Annotated in this window: 12 protein-coding genes and 1 riboswitch; of the genes, 6 read left to right on the top strand and 6 right to left on the bottom strand. The window is 65.3% G+C overall.

Features of this window, described 5'->3' with window-relative positions; genetic code table 11:
• A partial coding sequence (locus tag RYM47_RS18965) for a M2 family metallopeptidase (RefSeq protein WP_315390023.1) occupies positions 1-319 on the top strand: 319 nt, incomplete at its 5' end.
• A 62-nt stretch (positions 320-381) separates the two neighbouring features.
• Here the strand turns inward: RYM47_RS18965 and RYM47_RS18960 are convergent.
• Positions 382-768: a hypothetical protein gene (locus RYM47_RS18960; RefSeq protein WP_315390021.1), complete on the bottom strand. Its 387-nt coding sequence runs from the start codon at positions 766-768 to the stop codon at positions 382-384.
• Positions 769-818: 50 nt separating this feature from the next.
• Positions 819-2,042 (bottom strand): multidrug effflux MFS transporter, encoded by a 1,224-nt coding sequence (locus tag RYM47_RS18955; RefSeq protein ID WP_315390019.1) that lies wholly within the window; start codon positions 2,040-2,042, stop codon positions 819-821.
• Between the two features lie 292 nt (positions 2,043-2,334).
• A riboswitch (glycine riboswitch) is annotated at positions 2,335-2,436 on the top strand.
• Between the two features lie 86 nt (positions 2,437-2,522).
• Here RYM47_RS18955 and gcvP point away from each other — a divergent pair.
• Positions 2,523-5,402: an aminomethyl-transferring glycine dehydrogenase gene (gene gcvP / locus RYM47_RS18950; protein WP_315390017.1), complete on the top strand. Its 2,880-nt coding sequence runs from the start codon at positions 2,523-2,525 to the stop codon at positions 5,400-5,402.
• A 432-nt stretch (positions 5,403-5,834) separates the two neighbouring features.
• Positions 5,835-7,058, top strand: a complete 1,224-nt coding sequence (locus RYM47_RS18945) for an ankyrin repeat domain-containing protein (RefSeq protein ID WP_315390015.1) — start codon at positions 5,835-5,837, stop codon at positions 7,056-7,058.
• A 719-nt stretch (positions 7,059-7,777) separates the two neighbouring features.
• Here the strand turns inward: RYM47_RS18945 and RYM47_RS18940 are convergent.
• Both RYM47_RS18940 and RYM47_RS18935 read right to left on the bottom strand, forming a co-directional pair.
• Positions 7,778-9,172 carry an amino acid permease gene (locus RYM47_RS18940; protein ID WP_315390013.1) on the bottom strand — a complete coding sequence of 465 codons (1,395 nt, stop codon included), beginning with the start codon at positions 9,170-9,172 and terminating at the stop codon, positions 7,778-7,780.
• An 83-nt stretch (positions 9,173-9,255) separates the two neighbouring features.
• The gene (locus tag RYM47_RS18935) at positions 9,256-9,966 is read right to left on the bottom strand and encodes an AraC family transcriptional regulator (RefSeq protein WP_315390011.1); all 711 of its coding nucleotides are present in this window, start codon (positions 9,964-9,966) and stop codon (positions 9,256-9,258) included.
• A gap of 170 nt (positions 9,967-10,136) precedes the next feature.
• Between RYM47_RS18935 and RYM47_RS18930 the strand changes: the two genes are divergently transcribed.
• Together RYM47_RS18930 and RYM47_RS18925 are read left to right on the top strand one after the other, a co-directional pair.
• Positions 10,137-12,221 (top strand): catalase, encoded by a 2,085-nt coding sequence (locus RYM47_RS18930; RefSeq protein WP_315390009.1) that lies wholly within the window; start codon positions 10,137-10,139, stop codon positions 12,219-12,221.
• 12 nt (positions 12,222-12,233) lie between these two features.
• Positions 12,234-12,638, top strand: a complete 405-nt coding sequence (locus RYM47_RS18925) for a hypothetical protein (RefSeq protein ID WP_315390007.1) — start codon at positions 12,234-12,236, stop codon at positions 12,636-12,638.
• A 135-nt stretch (positions 12,639-12,773) separates the two neighbouring features.
• Here RYM47_RS18925 and RYM47_RS18920 read toward each other — a convergent pair whose 3' ends face one another.
• The gene (locus tag RYM47_RS18920; RefSeq protein ID WP_315390005.1) at positions 12,774-13,049 is read right to left on the bottom strand and encodes a SymE family type I addiction module toxin; all 276 of its coding nucleotides are present in this window, start codon (positions 13,047-13,049) and stop codon (positions 12,774-12,776) included.
• A gap of 438 nt (positions 13,050-13,487) precedes the next feature.
• Here RYM47_RS18920 and RYM47_RS18915 point away from each other — a divergent pair, with 438 nt between their 5' ends.
• Positions 13,488-14,027 carry a hypothetical protein gene (locus RYM47_RS18915; protein WP_315390003.1) on the top strand — a complete coding sequence of 180 codons (540 nt, stop codon included), beginning with the start codon at positions 13,488-13,490 and terminating at the stop codon, positions 14,025-14,027.
• A gap of 46 nt (positions 14,028-14,073) precedes the next feature.
• Here the strand turns inward: RYM47_RS18915 and RYM47_RS18910 are convergent, their stop codons facing one another.
• On the bottom strand, positions 14,074-14,298 hold the full coding sequence (locus RYM47_RS18910) for a hypothetical protein (protein ID WP_315390001.1): 225 nt from the start codon (positions 14,296-14,298) through the stop codon (positions 14,074-14,076).
• Positions 14,299-14,815 lie beyond the last annotated feature (517 nt).

Below are 14,815 nucleotides of genomic sequence, written 5' to 3'. Positions count from 1 at the left end.
CTACTTCCTGGCGCGCATCCTGCAGTTCCAGTTCTACAAGGGCCTGTGCGACGCGGCCGGTTACAAGGGCCCGCTGCACCAGTGCAGCTTCTACGGCAACAAGGAAGCCGGGCAGAAGTTCTGGGCGATGCTGAGCAAGGGTGCCAGCCAGCCGTGGCAGGCGACGTTGAAGGAGATCACGGGCGGCGACAAGCTGGATGCGGGTCCGATGATCGAATACTTCACGCCGGTCAACGAGTGGCTGAAGCAGCAGAACCAGGGGCAGATGTGCGGGTGGCAGCCGCCGGCTGCCGCTGCCGCGGCGCCGAAGGCGCCGTAAGATGGAAAAAGCCGGCTGAGAGGCCGGCTTTTTCTTTGGGGTCACGCAGCCACGCAGGTGCGTCAGGATTTGGGTTTCAACGACGCGGCCAGCTCCGTCTTGAACTGGTCGAAATCCTTGCCTTCCGCCTTCGCTTCGGCGTGGGCGGCGTCCTTCAATGCATCCGAATACACCAGGCGCACGGGGGTGCCCTGGCGTTCGTGAAGCTCAGCGGCCTGCATGATCAGCGCCAGCACGCGCGCGGCGCTGGGGGTCTGGCCGGCGATGCGGCCGTCCATGCCAAGCACCCACTCACCGCCGCGGCGGACCACGCCGGCGAGCAGCGTGCGCTGCTGGTCGCGGAGTTCGGCATGCGGCTCCACCGGTGAGGCATGCGCCTTTTCACGGTTGGCTTCTTCGATTTCGCGGCGCCGGCGCAGGTCACGGCGCAGTTTCGAGGTGGTCGACATCAGGGGGACTTCCGGACTGCATCAATGGGGACAGAATAGCGCACGGGGACTCAGGCGAGGCTTGCCGCCGCCTCGCGACGGCGCTCGCAGCGACGCTCCCAGAACCAGAAGCTGGCACCGATCGCGAAGAAGCCGGCATAGCCCAGCGCCAGGTGCAGCGGCGTGCCGCTGAGCAGGGGCGAGACCACCCCGGCCACCACGGTGTTGATCATCAGCTGGATGAACATCTGCATGGACGAGGCCAGCCCGCGCTGGTGCGGGTACATGTCCAGCACTGCCAGCGCCAGGATCGGGAAGATCAGCGCCATGCCCACGCCACCGATGAAGATCGGCAGCACCGCCCACGGCAGCGCGATCTGCCCCACGGCCAGCACATAGGCCAGGTTCACCAGCGCCGACACCGCGCACAGGCTGAAGCCGATGCCCACCTGGCGCTGCGCGGTGATCCGGCCCGCCATGCGCCCGGACAGGAACGAGCCCATGGTCATGCCACCGATGGTGGGAATGAACAGCCAGGCAAACCCGCCCTGCCCCAGCTGCAGGTGCTGCATCACGAACACCGGCGCCGAGGCGATGTACAGGAAGATGCCGGAAAAATTGAACGCACCGGCCGCCGCCAGTCGCAGCAGGCGTGGGTTGGTACCCATCTGCACATAGCTGCGCAGCAGCGCGCCGGTGGACAGCGGCGTGCGCGCTTCCACCGGGTGGGTTTCCGGCAGCCACTTGCCGGTGGCCACCAGCAGCACCAGCGCGAACGCCACCAGGAACCAGAAAATCAGCGGCCAATCGCCGCCGCCGAGCAGGATCCAGCCGCCGATGATCGGTGCGATCGCCGGGGCGATGCCGAAGATCATCGAGACCTGGCTCATCAGCCGCTGCGCGTCGGCACCGTGGTACAGGTCGCGGATCACCGCACGGCCGACGATCACGCCGACGCCGGCGGTGACGCCCTGCAGCGCGCGGAACACCAGCAGCGTGGTCAGGTCGCGCGACAGCGCGCAGCCGATGGAGGCGGCAATGAACAGGACCAGCCCGCCCAGGATCACCCGGCGGCGCCCGAAGGCGTCTGAAAGCGGACCATGCGCCAGGCTCATCAGGCCATAGAACAGCAGGTACACGCTCACGGTCTGCTGCACCGCCACCTGGTCGACCTGCATGCGCTCACCCAGCAGCAGGAACGCCGGGAAGATGGTGTCGATCGAGAACGGACCGAACATGGCCAGGCCGGCAAGCAGCAGGGCCAAACGGCGGGTGGAGGGCGAGGCGGCGGTCATCGGGGCTTCCGTCAGCGGCGTGCGCGAACGCACGCGGGGCGCCGGGCCGCAACGCGGTGGCGCCTGATGAATACGAGGATCCGCCCATGATAGGCCGTCCGTCTGCCTGGCACCATGCCCGCGAGTCGGTTACGACACCGTTCGCGCTCCCTGTTCAGGTGTCGGACGGCCGCTGTGGGAGGGGCCGCTGGGCTATAATCGCCGCGCTACATGGTGGGAGAAGCGGCGCTTTTCTGAAGTGCCCGCTGCCGAAGGCGCAACGCCCGTAATCGCTCAGGCCCGATACCACCCGCACCAAAACTCTGGAGAGACCGGCCAGTGCCGGCGCCGAAGGGGCACGAAGCGCGCAGACGCGTACTTCCAAACTCTCAGGCAAAAGGACAGAGGGGCACCCAGGAAGACCGCGAGGTCCGGTGGTTCGTTGTCGTTTTCGACACGCCCGGCCCCAGGGCTTCCGAACGTGCGTGCCCACTCTTTTGGATGCCAGCCATGTCTCACAACGCCCCTACCCTGCGCGAGCTTGAACACCACAACGCGTTCGTCGAACGCCACATCGGCCCGAACGACGCCGAGATCGCGCAGATGCTCGACGTGGTCGGCCACGCCTCGCTGGACGCCCTGACCGACGCCATCGTGCCGGCCGGGATCAAGTCGCCGGCCCCGCTGGCGCTGCCCGACTCGCTGACCGAAGTGGAAGCGCTGGCGAAGATCCGCGCCATTGCCGACAAGAACCAGGTGTTCCGCACCTTCATCGGCCAGGGCTACTACGGCACCCTCACCCCGAACGTGATCCTGCGCAACGTGCTGGAAAACCCGGCGTGGTACACCGCGTATACCCCGTACCAGGCCGAGATCTCGCAGGGCCGCATGGAAGCGCTGATCAACTTCCAGACGTTGTGCGCCGACCTGACCGGCATGGAGATCGCCAACGCCTCGCTGCTCGACGAAGCCACCGCCGCCGCCGAAGCGATGACCCTGGCCAAGCGTTCGGCCAAGAGCAAGTCCGACACCTTCTTCGTGCATGACGCCGTGCACCCGCAGACGCTCGAACTGCTGCGCACCCGCGCCGAGCCGCTGGGCATCGTGCTGCGCGTGGGCACCCCGGCCGAAGCGCTGGAAGCCGATTCCTACGGCGTGCTGCTGCAGTACCCGGACACCTTCGGCCACGTGGGCGACTACAAGGCGCTGGCCGATGCCGTGCACGCACGCGGCGGCCTGGTTGCCGTCGCCACCGACCTGCTGGCCCTGACCCTGATCGCCGCCCCCGGCGAATGGGGTGCGGACATCGTGGTCGGCAACAGCCAGCGCTTCGGCGTGCCGTTCGGCTTCGGTGGCCCGCACGCCGCCTTCATGGCCTGCCGCGACGCCTACAAGCGCTCGATGCCGGGCCGCCTGATCGGCGTCTCCATCGACGCCCAGGGCAACGCCGCCTACCGCCTCACCCTGCAGACCCGCGAACAGCACATCCGCCGCGAGAAGGCCACCTCCAACATCTGCACCGCACAGGTGCTGCTGGCGGTGATGGCCTCGATGTATGCGGTGTACCACGGCCCGGACGGCCTGACCCGCATCGCCCGCCGCACCCACCGCCTGGCCGCGATCCTCGCCGCCGCGCTGCGCGCCGCCGGCGTCAACGTAGGCGAGCACTTCTTCGACACCCTGCACGTCAAGGACATCGACGCCAAGGCGATCCACGCCAAGGCCGCCGCCGCGCGCATCAACCTGCGCGCGATCGACAGCGAAGCGGTGGGCATCAGCCTGGACGAAACCACCACCCGTGCCGACATCGTCGCGCTGGGCCAGCTGTTCGGCGCCACCGTTGATGTGGACGCGCTCGACGCCGCCACCGCCGACGCGCTGCCGCCGGGCCTGGTGCGCACCAGCGCGTTCCTGACCCACCCGGTGTTCAACACCCACCACAGCGAACACGAGCTGCTGCGTTACCTGCGCTCGCTGGCCGACAAGGACCTGGCAATGGATCGCACCATGATCCCGCTGGGCAGCTGCACCATGAAGCTCAACGCCACCGCCGAGATGATCCCGGTGACCTGGCCCGAGTTCGCCAACATCCACCCGCTGGCCCCGGCCGACCAGGCTACCGGCTACACCCAGCTGATCGACGGGCTGGAAGCGATGCTGGTGGAGTGCACCGGCTACGACGCGGTGAGCCTGCAGCCGAACTCCGGCGCGCAGGGCGAATACGCCGGCCTTCTCGCGATCCGCGCCTACCACCGCTCGCGCGGTGAAGCGCACCGCGACATCTGCCTGATTCCGGACTCGGCGCACGGCACCAACCCGGCGTCGGCACAGATGTGCGGCATGAAGGTGGTGGTGACCAAGACCGACGCCAACGGCAACGTCGACGTCGAAGACATCCGCATCAACGCGGAGAAGTACAGCGACCGCCTGGCCGCGCTGATGGTCACCTACCCGTCCACGCATGGCGTGTTCGAGGAAGAGATCATCGAAATCTGCGAGATCGTGCACAAGCACGGTGGCCAGGTGTACACCGACGGCGCCAACATGAACGCCCTGGTTGGCGTGGCCAAGCCGGGCAAGTGGGGTTCGGACGTTTCGCACCTCAACCTGCACAAGACCTTCTGCATTCCGCATGGCGGCGGCGGTCCGGGCGTCGGCCCGTGTGCGGTGAAGTCGCACCTGGCGCCGTTCCTGCCGAAGGTGCTGGGCGGCGAAGGCGACGTCGGCATGGTCAGCGCGGCCAGCTTCGGCAGCGCTTCGATCCTGCCGATCAGCTGGATGTACATCACGTTGATGGGCAGCGCTGGCCTGCGCAAGGCGACCCAGGTCGCCCTGCTCAACGCCAACTACATCGCAAAGCGCCTGGCTCCGTACTACAAGACCCTGTACACCGGTCGCAACGGGCTGGTGGCGCACGAGTGCATCCTCGACGTGCGTCCGCTGGAGAAGACCTCCGGCGTCGTCGCTGAAGACGTGGCCAAGCGCCTGATCGACTTCGGCTTCCACGCCCCGACCCTGAGCTTCCCGGTGGCCGGCACGCTGATGGTGGAACCGACCGAAAGCGAATCACTGCATGAGCTGGACCGCTTCATCAACGCGATGATCCAGATCCGCGAAGAAATCGCCGCGATCGAAGACGGTCGCCTGGACCGCGAAGACAACCCGCTCAAGCACGCCCCGCACACCGCCACCGCAGTGTCGGGCACGGAGTGGGCACACGCCTACCCGCGCGAACTGGCCGCCTTCCCGCTGGCCAGCCTGCGCCAGCAGAAGTACTGGCCGCCGGTGGCGCGCGTGGACAATGTGTATGGCGACAAGAACGTGATGTGCGCCTGCATCCCGATCGACGCGTACAAGGAAGATGAGGGCGTGGAGGTCTGAGACCTCACCGCTGGAAATGAAGAACGGCCCGCGCAAGCGGGCCGTTTTTGTTACGGCAACCGGTCGCGCATCTGCAAACGGACAATGCCGGTAGGGTCGCATCCCAATCGACCGCCATCAATGCTGCCGCGTCCGGTAAGGCATGAAAATTCATCGAAGGAGTCTCACCGAAGCACTCGCGATGATCCGAGATATATCTGGAAGCAGCCGGACTACCAACGCACAATGCTCATAGGTCCCTTGCCAAATCGGGCCTCCGCAATGGACTCCATCTCCCCCGCCTCCCCCGCCATATCGATCGGCACAGCCTCCCGCCTTCCAACGCAGCCACCGTGTCCGGCCGTTGCCACATCAACAGTCACAGACGTACGCAACCAACCCAGCCCCCAGGCTCGCGCGACGCGCGTAAAGGCAAATGACGTTTTCACCGCTTTGCGTGATCCAGCACGCAGCAACTCAGAGAAGTCCACCCTCCTCATCGAGGCGATCACCAACGGCCTCGACAACGTCAATGCCCAGGATCGCCTCAAGGGAACCGGCATGGAGAAGTGGTCGATCCTTCACCACGCTGTCCACCTGGACAGTCCTGCGGCGTTGAAAGCCGTCCTGGACGCACCGCATATCAAGCTCCACACGATAGACAAGTCCGGGGGTTCCCCGCTCCACCTGGCTGCCAAGTGCGGAAACGACAGTGCCGTGGCGTCCCTTCTGGATAAGCAGCGCCAGCTTCATCCCGATGACGCAAAGACCTTGGCGCAGTACGCAAACGCCACCAACCAGGCGTGCAGGACGCCCATGCATCTCGCGGCAACCGCGCCGCAGGGCGTGAAGGTCATGCAGCGGCTGTTCGATGCAGGCGGGACCGTGGACCCCTCGACCCGGACCGGTCTCAGTACCCCGCTGAGTTATGCAGTCAAAGCGTTCCGTGACAACCGCGCGCAAAGCCTGGAAGCGTCCAGGTGGTTGATCAGCAAAGGGGCCAACGCCGAAACGCCACTGCTGATCAACAAGACGAATCGCTCTGTCATGGCGGCTGAGGCCCGGCAGAACGTCAAGAGCAACTTCACGTCTCCCCTGAACATTGCGAAGGAGAACAACTGGAGCTCCCTGGTCCGAGTCCTCGATCCCACTACGCCGACGCCGATCCCATCAACCTCCCCGCAGCTCGAAGGCTCGTCCACGCCTGGCCGCTACGTGGACCCGGTCGGCACCATGACACTGGAAGAAGAGTTCAGTCATGCTCTAGCCACCAACCCCGGCAAGGAAGTCATCCAGTCCTACGCAATACGCCTCTGCAGCGATTGCTTCGACAAGGAAGCTTCACTCCGAAACTGCTTCTACGCATCGGAAGACCCTTACTACATCGCAATGGATCTTCGAAACAATGAAGGGCTGGATACCAACGATGTCGACAGCCTTGACACGCTGCGCGATTGCAGAGAACGCTTCGTGGAAGGCAAGACATCCTGGATCGAAGCCGCCATGGACACTGTCTGCGAGAACATCCGCGAGCATGTGTCCAGTCCGCCGAAGGATCTCAGTGAAGCCTATGCCGAATTGAGAACCAGAATCGACTCCTTCTTCTCCGATGAGGCATACGGGCTGATGCAGGAGACGATTCGTGCACAGTTCGGGAACCCGTCCGACAGCGACTGACGCTCCTCCGGCGAAGGTCCATGCGTTACAGCACTGATCAACGCTATCGGCGGTCGTTCGGGAACCGACCCTACCCCTCCAGACATTCCCCAATCGGAGACGGCCCGCGCATGCGGGCCGTTTGTTTCCTCAAGATGGAAAGCTGCAAGCGCTCCGCAACGTTGGAAATCACACTGACGGTTCCCACCGCCCTGAGCTGACTCCTATCGTGAACATTTCGCCTCTTTCATCCCCTTTGATGGCGCGTTCGAACCACGCGCGACCGACGCCGGAACAGACCGCGAACGCGGGTGGCGATAGCGCGCGGTTCGCGCCAACGACTGTAACCAACCGCGACCTCCAGGACCTTCCGATCGGCATCGCACGTGCCGTTGAAGCCCACCGCGAAGCGTCCCTGTTCCGGTCGACTACGCCGTACAGTTCCGATCTTCGCGCGCCCACAAGGACAGACGGAGTACCGCCCAGGGACCTTGCCGCCCTCCGTCACCAACTGGATCGCGCTTTCATGGCGGGCTATGTCGATGGTCTGACCTCAACAGCAATCGCTTCCCACATGGACCGCAGGCATCAAGCCAACCCAGGTACCACTGAGAGCCCGAGTGCTTTGGCAGACAGCATCCGCCGCGCCTCCTGATCTGCGAACGGTGGCTCGCCCGGCGTTTAAGCCCGTCGACAACTCTCCAAACGCAAACGGCCCGCTTTCGCGGGCCGTTTCTGCATCAGCAGTTCTCGCGGCTCCGCCGCACCCGCCGCGCAATCTCACTGCTCGCAGCAATCACCGCAGTCAGCATCGCCATCGACAGGAACTGCAGGCGGGTGTGTTCTTCAGACAGCAGCAGGCCGAAGATCAGCGCCAGGATGCACAGCGCGGCCACGGTCAGGTACGGGTAGCCGGCCATGCGGAACGGCAGGCGGGTGCCGTCGCGGTTGGCGCGGTGGCGCAGGATCAGCTGCGACAGCAGCGCCATGGTCCACACCAGCAGGCAGGTGGAGCCGACGATGTTCAGCAGCACCGGCAGCACCTGGTCAGGGAACACCAGCTCCATGATCGTGGCGGCGAAGCCGAACAGCACGCTGGCCAGCACCGCGACGATCGGTACCTGGCGCGGGTCGGTCCAGCCCAGCACCGCCGGCGCTTCGCGCCGACGTGCCAGCGAATACATCATGCGCGAGGCGCCATACAGGTTGGCATTCAATGCCGACAGCAGCGCGATCACCGCGATCAGGGTGATGGCTGCGGCCGCGCCTGGAATGTTGGCCACTTCCAGCACTGCCGCAAACGGCGACTTCAGCGATTCGCTGTTCCACGGCACCACCGCGATGATCACGGTCAGCGAGCCGATGTAGAACACCAGGATGCGCCACGCCACAGTGCGGATCGCGCGCGCGATGCTGCGCTCGGGGTCCTGGGTTTCGGCCGCCGCCACCGCCACGATCTCAGTACCACCAAAGGCGAACACCACCACCAGCAGCGCCGCGCCGATCCCGGCCAGGCCATTGGGAGCGAAGCCACCATGCGCGGTGAAGTTGCTCAGGCCCGGCGAGGTCACGTTCGGCAGCCAGCCCATCAGCAGCGCGACGCCGATCAGGATGAAGCCGATGATCGCCACCACCTTCAGGATGGCGAACCAGAATTCGAATTCGCCGAAATTCTTCACCCCCAGCAGGTTGATCGCGGTAAACACCAGCATGAATGCCAGCGCCGCCATCGGCACCGGTATCACCGGCCACACCGTGGCCAGCAGGCCGGCCGCACCCACCGCTTCGGCGGCGATCACGATGACCAGCTGCACCCACCACAACCACCCGACGGTGGCACCGGCGGTGGCGCCCATGGCGTCGGCGGCATTGACCGAGAACGCACCGCTGGTCGGCTTGGCGGCGGCCATCTCGCCCAGCGCATTCATCACGATGATCACCAGCGCGCCGGCGACCAGGTAGGAGAGCAGCACCGCCGGCCCGGCCGCCTGCACGCCCACGCCGGAGCCCAGGAACAGACCGGCGCCAATGGCGCTGCCCAGCCCCATCATGATCAGCTGGCGGGGCTTGAGCGCGTGCTCGAGGCGGGTGTTGGGGGGCGAAACGGGCGTGGCCGAGGTCTGGGGTGCGGGCATCGGTGTCGAAGGCGGGCAACAGGTGCGACACGATACCCTTTCCGGGCTGTCGCAGGCATCCTGCTGTGCGTCATGGACGCGGGTCAGGCCTCGGCGCGGCCGGTGACCTGGGCGCGGTAGGCGCGGGGCGACACGCCGACTTCGGCCTTGAACTTGCGGGTGAACGCGCTCTGGTCGGTGAAGCCGCAGGCCTGGCCGATGCTGGCGATGGTGTCGCTGCCATGCAGCAGATGCACCGCCATCTGGATCCGCAGGCGGGTCAGCACCTGCTGCGGGGTCATCTGGAACACCTTGCGGAAGGTGCGCTCCAGCTTGGACAGCGAGAACCCGGTGATGTCCAGCAGGGTCTGCATGCGCACGTTCTCGGCGTAATGCGCGTTCAGATGGGCCAGCGCCAACCGCAGCTGCTCGTACTGGGTCCCCAGGCTGTCCTTCTGGCCGAGGTCGCGGGAAATGCCGATCAACCCACGGATCTCCCCCTCCACCAGCAGCGGCCGCTTGCAGGTCAGGCACCAGCCCGGCTCGCGGTTGGCGAACAGGTGCAGCTCCATCAGGTTCTCGATGACCTTGCCGGCCAGTACCTGTGCGTCTTGGGTTGCATAGTCGGCGCCCAGCCCGGTCGGGTAGATTTCCGCCGCCGTGCGCCCGATCACGTCTTTGCGCGACTTCAGGCCCAATCGCCGCAGCATGGTCTGGTTGATGTGCGTGTAGCGCCCGTCGCGGTCCTTCATGAAGAACAGCACATCGGGGATGGCATCGAAGAGGGCTTCGATGTCGGCAGGTTCAACGCGCATGCGGGGCGGAGTGAGGAAGGGTTCTACGTAAGGATACCCCGCGCGGCCGACGGGGCGAACGCGCGCGCACATGTGAAGCACAGGTGCAGGCAGCGGCCGGTTCGGCGACCGGCGATTAACGGACGCATCGCCAGTGTTGGGCATTGACCCCCGCCAGCCCGGAGCGCCACATGGCCACCAGCAAGCCCCGCAGCAAATCCGCCCCGCCCGCCGACCTCCGTGGAGAGGGCGACGAACTGCACCAGCGCGCCGGTGGCACGCACCCGGCGCTGACCACCAACCAGGGCATTCCAGTCGGCGACAACCAGAACTCGCTGCGCGATACACCCCGCGGGCCGACCCTGCTGGAAGACTTCATCCTGCGCGAGAAGATCACCCACTTCGACCATGAGCGCATTCCCGAGCGCATCGTCCACGCGCGCGGCAGCGCCGCCCATGGCTACTTCGAACTGACCCGCTCGCTGCAGGACTACACCCGCGCCCGGGTGCTGACCGAGGTGGGCGTACGCACGCCCGTGTTCACCCGATTCTCCACCGTGGCCGGCGGCGCCGGTTCGGTGGACACCCCGCGCGACGTGCGCGGCTTCGCGGTGAAGTTCTACACCCGCGAAGGCAACTGGGACCTGGTGGGCAACAACATCCCGGTGTTCTTCATCCAGGACGCGATCAAGTTCCCCGACCTGATCCACGCGGTGAAGATGGAACCGGACCGCGCGTTCCCGCAGGCCGCCAGCGCCCATGACACCTTCTGGGACTTCATTTCGCTGATGCCCGAGTCGATGCACATGGTGATGTGGGCGATGAGCGACCGCGCCATTCCCCGCTCGCTGCGCATGATCGAAGGGTTCGGCATCCACAGCTTCCGCCTGCTCAATGACGCGGGCGAGTCCACCTTCGTCAAATTCCACTGGCGCCCGAAGCTGGGCATCCAGTCCACGGTCTGGGACGAGGCAGTAAAACTGCAGGGCGCCGACAACGACTACCACCGCCGCGACCTGTTCGAGGCGATCACCGCTGGCGACTTCCCCGAGTGGGAACTGGCCGTGCAGCTGTTCACCGAGGAAGAGGCGGAAGGCTTCCCGTTCGACCATCTGGACCCCACCAAGATCATTCCCGAATCGCTGGTGCCGCTGACCGTGGTCGGTCGCATGGTGCTGGACCGCTGGCCGGACAACTTCTTCGCCGAGACCGAGCAGGTCGCCTACTGCCCGGCCAACGTGCCGCCGGGTATCGATTTCAGCAACGACCCGCTGCTGCAGGGTCGGCTGTTCTCCTACCTGGACACCCAGCTCAGCCGCCTTGGCGGTCCGAACTTCCACCAGATCCCGGTCAACGCCCCGAAGTGCCCGTTCGCCAACAACCAGCGCGACGGCCACATGCAGATGAACATTCCCAAGGGCCGGGTCGCGTACGACCCCAGTTCGCTGCAGGGCGACAGCCCGCGCGAGAGCGCAGACGGCTTCCCGAGCCACGCCACCCCGGCCGATGATGGCCGCAAGGGCCGCGTGCGCGCGCCCAGCTTCGCCGACCACTACAGCCAGGCGCGCATGTTCTTCCGCAGCCTGGAAGCGCCTGAGCAGTCGCACCTGGCCTCGGCCCTGGTGTTCGAGCTCTCCAAGGTGGAGACCGCCGCCGTGCGCGAGCGCACCGTGAGTCACCTGCGCAACATCGACGAGAGTCTGGCCAAGCGTGTGGCTGACGGCCTTGCCCTGCCCGCCCTGCCCGACCCCGCCCCCACCGCCACCCCGGCCAAGGACATGCCCGAGGCGCCGGAAGTGCGGATCATCGGCCGCACCAAGGACCTGTTGAAGGGGCGCTGCGTGGGCATCCTGTTCGACGAAGGCTCGGACGCGGGGCTGATCGCCAACCTGCGCAAGGCCGCTGAAAAGGCGGGAGCCACGGTCAAGCTCGTCGCCCCCAAGGTCGGCGGCGGCAAGCTCAGCGACGGCAAGCTGCAGCCGGCGGACGGCCAGCTTGCCGGCACGCCGTCGGTGGTGTTCGATGCCGTGGCGATCGTGCTCAGCGCGGAGGCCGCCAAGCGCCTGTCCAAGGAATCGGCCGCCATCGACTTCGCTGCAGACGCCTGGGCGCACCTGAAGGCGATCGCCGCCGACGAGGGCGCCCAGCTCCTGCTCAAGACCGCCCGCGTGGGCAAGGACAACGGCGTGGTGGAAGCCGAAGACGCCAAGGCTTTCCTCGCCGCCGCAGCCACCCGCCAGTGGGCCCGCGAGCCCAAGGTCCGCACCCTCGCCTAAGGAGACGCCAGCATGCCCCGTGGAGACAAATCCAGCTACACCGACAAGCAGAAGCGCCAGGCCGCCCACATTGAAAAGAGCGAGAAGGCGGAAGGACGGAGCGAAGAGGCCGCAGAACGCATCGCCTGGGCCACCGTGAACAAGCAGGACGGCGGTGGCAAGAAGGCGCCTGCGAAGAAGGCAGCCACCAAGAAGGCGGCGAAGAAGTCCACTGCAAAGAAAACTGCGAAGAAGGCGGTCAAGAAGGCCGCGAAGAAGACGACAAAGAAAGCGGCCACAAAAAAGGTCGCAAAGAAGGCCACAAAGAAGGCCACAAAGAAGGCCGCTACGAAGAAGACTGCTACGAAGAAGACTGCCACGAAGAAGGCAGCCAAGAAGACTGCAAAGAAGGCCACAAAGAAGGCAGCTGCCCGGTAGGGTTGGTTCCCAAACAACCGCCGATACACGATCCACGCTCTTTAACGCATGGACCCGAATCGGACAAGGCTTCCGCAGACCCCAGAACACGGGGTGTCGGCAACTCCGGCACCCCGTCGTCGTTTCTGCCCCCCGCTACGCCGCCACTCCCAGCACCGCATTCGCTTTCCGCCGCATCGCCAACGCATGCAACACCGTCCGCCGCGAAGCAAACCGCGACGCCGCCCCCACAGGCGCATGCGCCAACGACAACACCACTCTGCCCGGCGCAATCGACACCACAACCCGGCTGCCAACTTCCAACCCCGCCATGCTCATCCACATGCCGCGCAGAAACAACGAAGGAACACACAGCTCCTCCCCTTTCGCGCCCGAGCGCCAGTCATACAGCGCGCGGATCTTCAAACTCACCGGCCTGATCCAATGCAACCCATGCGCACCAGACGCACTGACAGGCGCAACAATTCCGGAACCATGCATATGCCACCTCCAACGGAAGATGTCCCTCGCCGGGATGGGGAGGGAGTCGGGAGGCTGAAATCCGTGCAAACGATACGGAGCGGCGTATTCCCCGGGGGTGTTCTATTGCGCCACCCTCCCGACGCATAACTATCCAACTTCAACTCGTTCGCGGAGATTTCAGTCTCCAAGGCACAGCTTGGTTGATGCGATCAACGATGACCAATCGAATGTTCCGAATGATATGCGAACTTCAGTAGGCAGCATCTTTGGTGCGTCGCAATCAACGCCAGCAAGGCGCTTTGCACCGTCTGACTTGACGCTATATGCATCGAATCGGCGATACTCAGGCATCACCGCAGGACGCGGCTATCCGGGGGAACACGTCTTATGAAACTCGCACGTACGCTCGCGTTTGCGGCCCTGCTGCTCCCGTTGTCGGCACTGGCCCAAAACGCGCCGGGCAACGCTCCCGGCACTGCCCTGCCCGGCGCTTCCGCCACGCAGTCCAGCGAAGGCTTTTCGGCCTCGCTGGTGATCACCGCTGATCCAGACTGGCAGCAGAAGTGGGAAAGCCCGCCCGAAGTGGCCCCGCGCTTCGACCTGGCCACCGAGGTCAAGGAAGGCGGTTCGCTCTACATCCTCTCGTTCCTGTCCAATCCGAAGCTGGACGCACAAGGCATGGCCCAGGTGCGTTGCGACCTGCGCATCAGCAAGCCGGACGGCAGCCTGAGCGGCGACGAACGCGACCTGCCCTGCTTCGTCACCCCGCTGGAGACAGATCCCAAGCTGGTCTATCTGTCCACGGTGGGCGTGAAGTTCACGGCCGAAGCCGGCGATCCCAAGGGCACCTGGACGGTGGCGATCAACGTGCGCGACACGCTGCGCAACGTGACCATTCCGCTGCAGTCTTCGTTCGAGATGCGCTGACCGGGGGAGCACCACCGGCTGCCGGCCCAGGCAGTCGGGGGGCCGGTCAGGGGTTGGCGCGCATCCCGGCAATGGCCTTGGCGATGCGGCCGATCACGTAGACCACCACGCCGCCGGGAATCAGCACCATGGCGATGTTGGCCAGCCAGGGGAACTGGCCCATGCGCGGGCCCAGCACCAGCCCCAACGCGAAGATCAGCGCGCCCACCAGCATCATGCCCAGCCCCAACTTCAGATAGATGTTGGTGAGCCCGAAATTCCTGCCAGCCATGTGGCCTCCTTGCCTGTGTGTTGTTCTGCCGCTGATTGCGGTGAACGTTGATGGAAGCATGGCAAGTCTCCGAGCTCAAGGCCTTTCGATCACAGCAGCGACCAGTTCGAAACCATCGTTTCGCTTTGCGCTCAAATGCCGGGAAAAAATGAAAACGAAACGATCGTTTAGATGCGTAATGCGCCAGGTTGTGCAGCGCTGAGTGCGTGGCCGACTTACCCAATTTGGGTAGATTGATGCCCGAATTGGGCATGTTCAAGGTCGTTCCGTGGAAAAGCAGAAGCCCCGCTTTCGCGGGGCTTCCTTGCCGGGCAAGGCCCGGCACTACCAGCCGGGCAAGGCCCGGCTCTACCAGCCGGGCAAGGCCCGGCTCTACCAGCCAGGCAGGGCCTGGCTCTACCGGCGGTGGTCAGAGCCCGGCGTTGAACGCCGGGTCCTGCGTCCTGCCATCAGGCGAACGGGTCCTGCAGGACCATGGTGTGGTCGCGGTCCGGGCCGGTGGAGACGATGCTGATCG

Origin of the sequence: uncultured Stenotrophomonas sp., from assembly GCF_963519125.1 — a bacterium.
Taxonomy (GTDB): Bacteria; Pseudomonadota; Gammaproteobacteria; order Xanthomonadales; family Xanthomonadaceae; genus Stenotrophomonas.
The sequence above is the reverse complement of the archived record's forward strand: the minus strand, read 5'-3'. Positions and strand labels throughout refer to the sequence as shown.

Bases quoted from the DNA above. Each gene is read 5' to 3' on its own strand.
- RYM47_RS18960 (WP_315390021.1), bottom strand. From the start codon at position 768: ATGTCGACCACCTCGAAACTGCGCCGTGACCTGCGCCGGCGCCGCGAA.
- RYM47_RS18955 (WP_315390019.1), bottom strand. From the start codon at position 2,042: ATGACCGCCGCCTCGCCCTCCACCCGCCGTTTGGCCCTGCTGCTTGCC.
- gcvP (WP_315390017.1), top strand. From the start codon at position 2,523: ATGCCAGCCATGTCTCACAACGCCCCTACCCTGCGCGAGCTTGAACAC.
- RYM47_RS18940 (WP_315390013.1), bottom strand. From the start codon at position 9,172: ATGCCCGCACCCCAGACCTCGGCCACGCCCGTTTCGCCCCCCAACACC.
- RYM47_RS18935 (WP_315390011.1), bottom strand. From the start codon at position 9,966: ATGCGCGTTGAACCTGCCGACATCGAAGCCCTCTTCGATGCCATCCCC.
- RYM47_RS18930 (WP_315390009.1), top strand. From the start codon at position 10,137: ATGGCCACCAGCAAGCCCCGCAGCAAATCCGCCCCGCCCGCCGACCTC.
- RYM47_RS18925 (WP_315390007.1), top strand. From the start codon at position 12,234: ATGCCCCGTGGAGACAAATCCAGCTACACCGACAAGCAGAAGCGCCAG.
- RYM47_RS18915 (WP_315390003.1), top strand. From the start codon at position 13,488: ATGAAACTCGCACGTACGCTCGCGTTTGCGGCCCTGCTGCTCCCGTTG.
- RYM47_RS18910 (WP_315390001.1), bottom strand. From the start codon at position 14,298: ATGGCTGGCAGGAATTTCGGGCTCACCAACATCTATCTGAAGTTGGGG.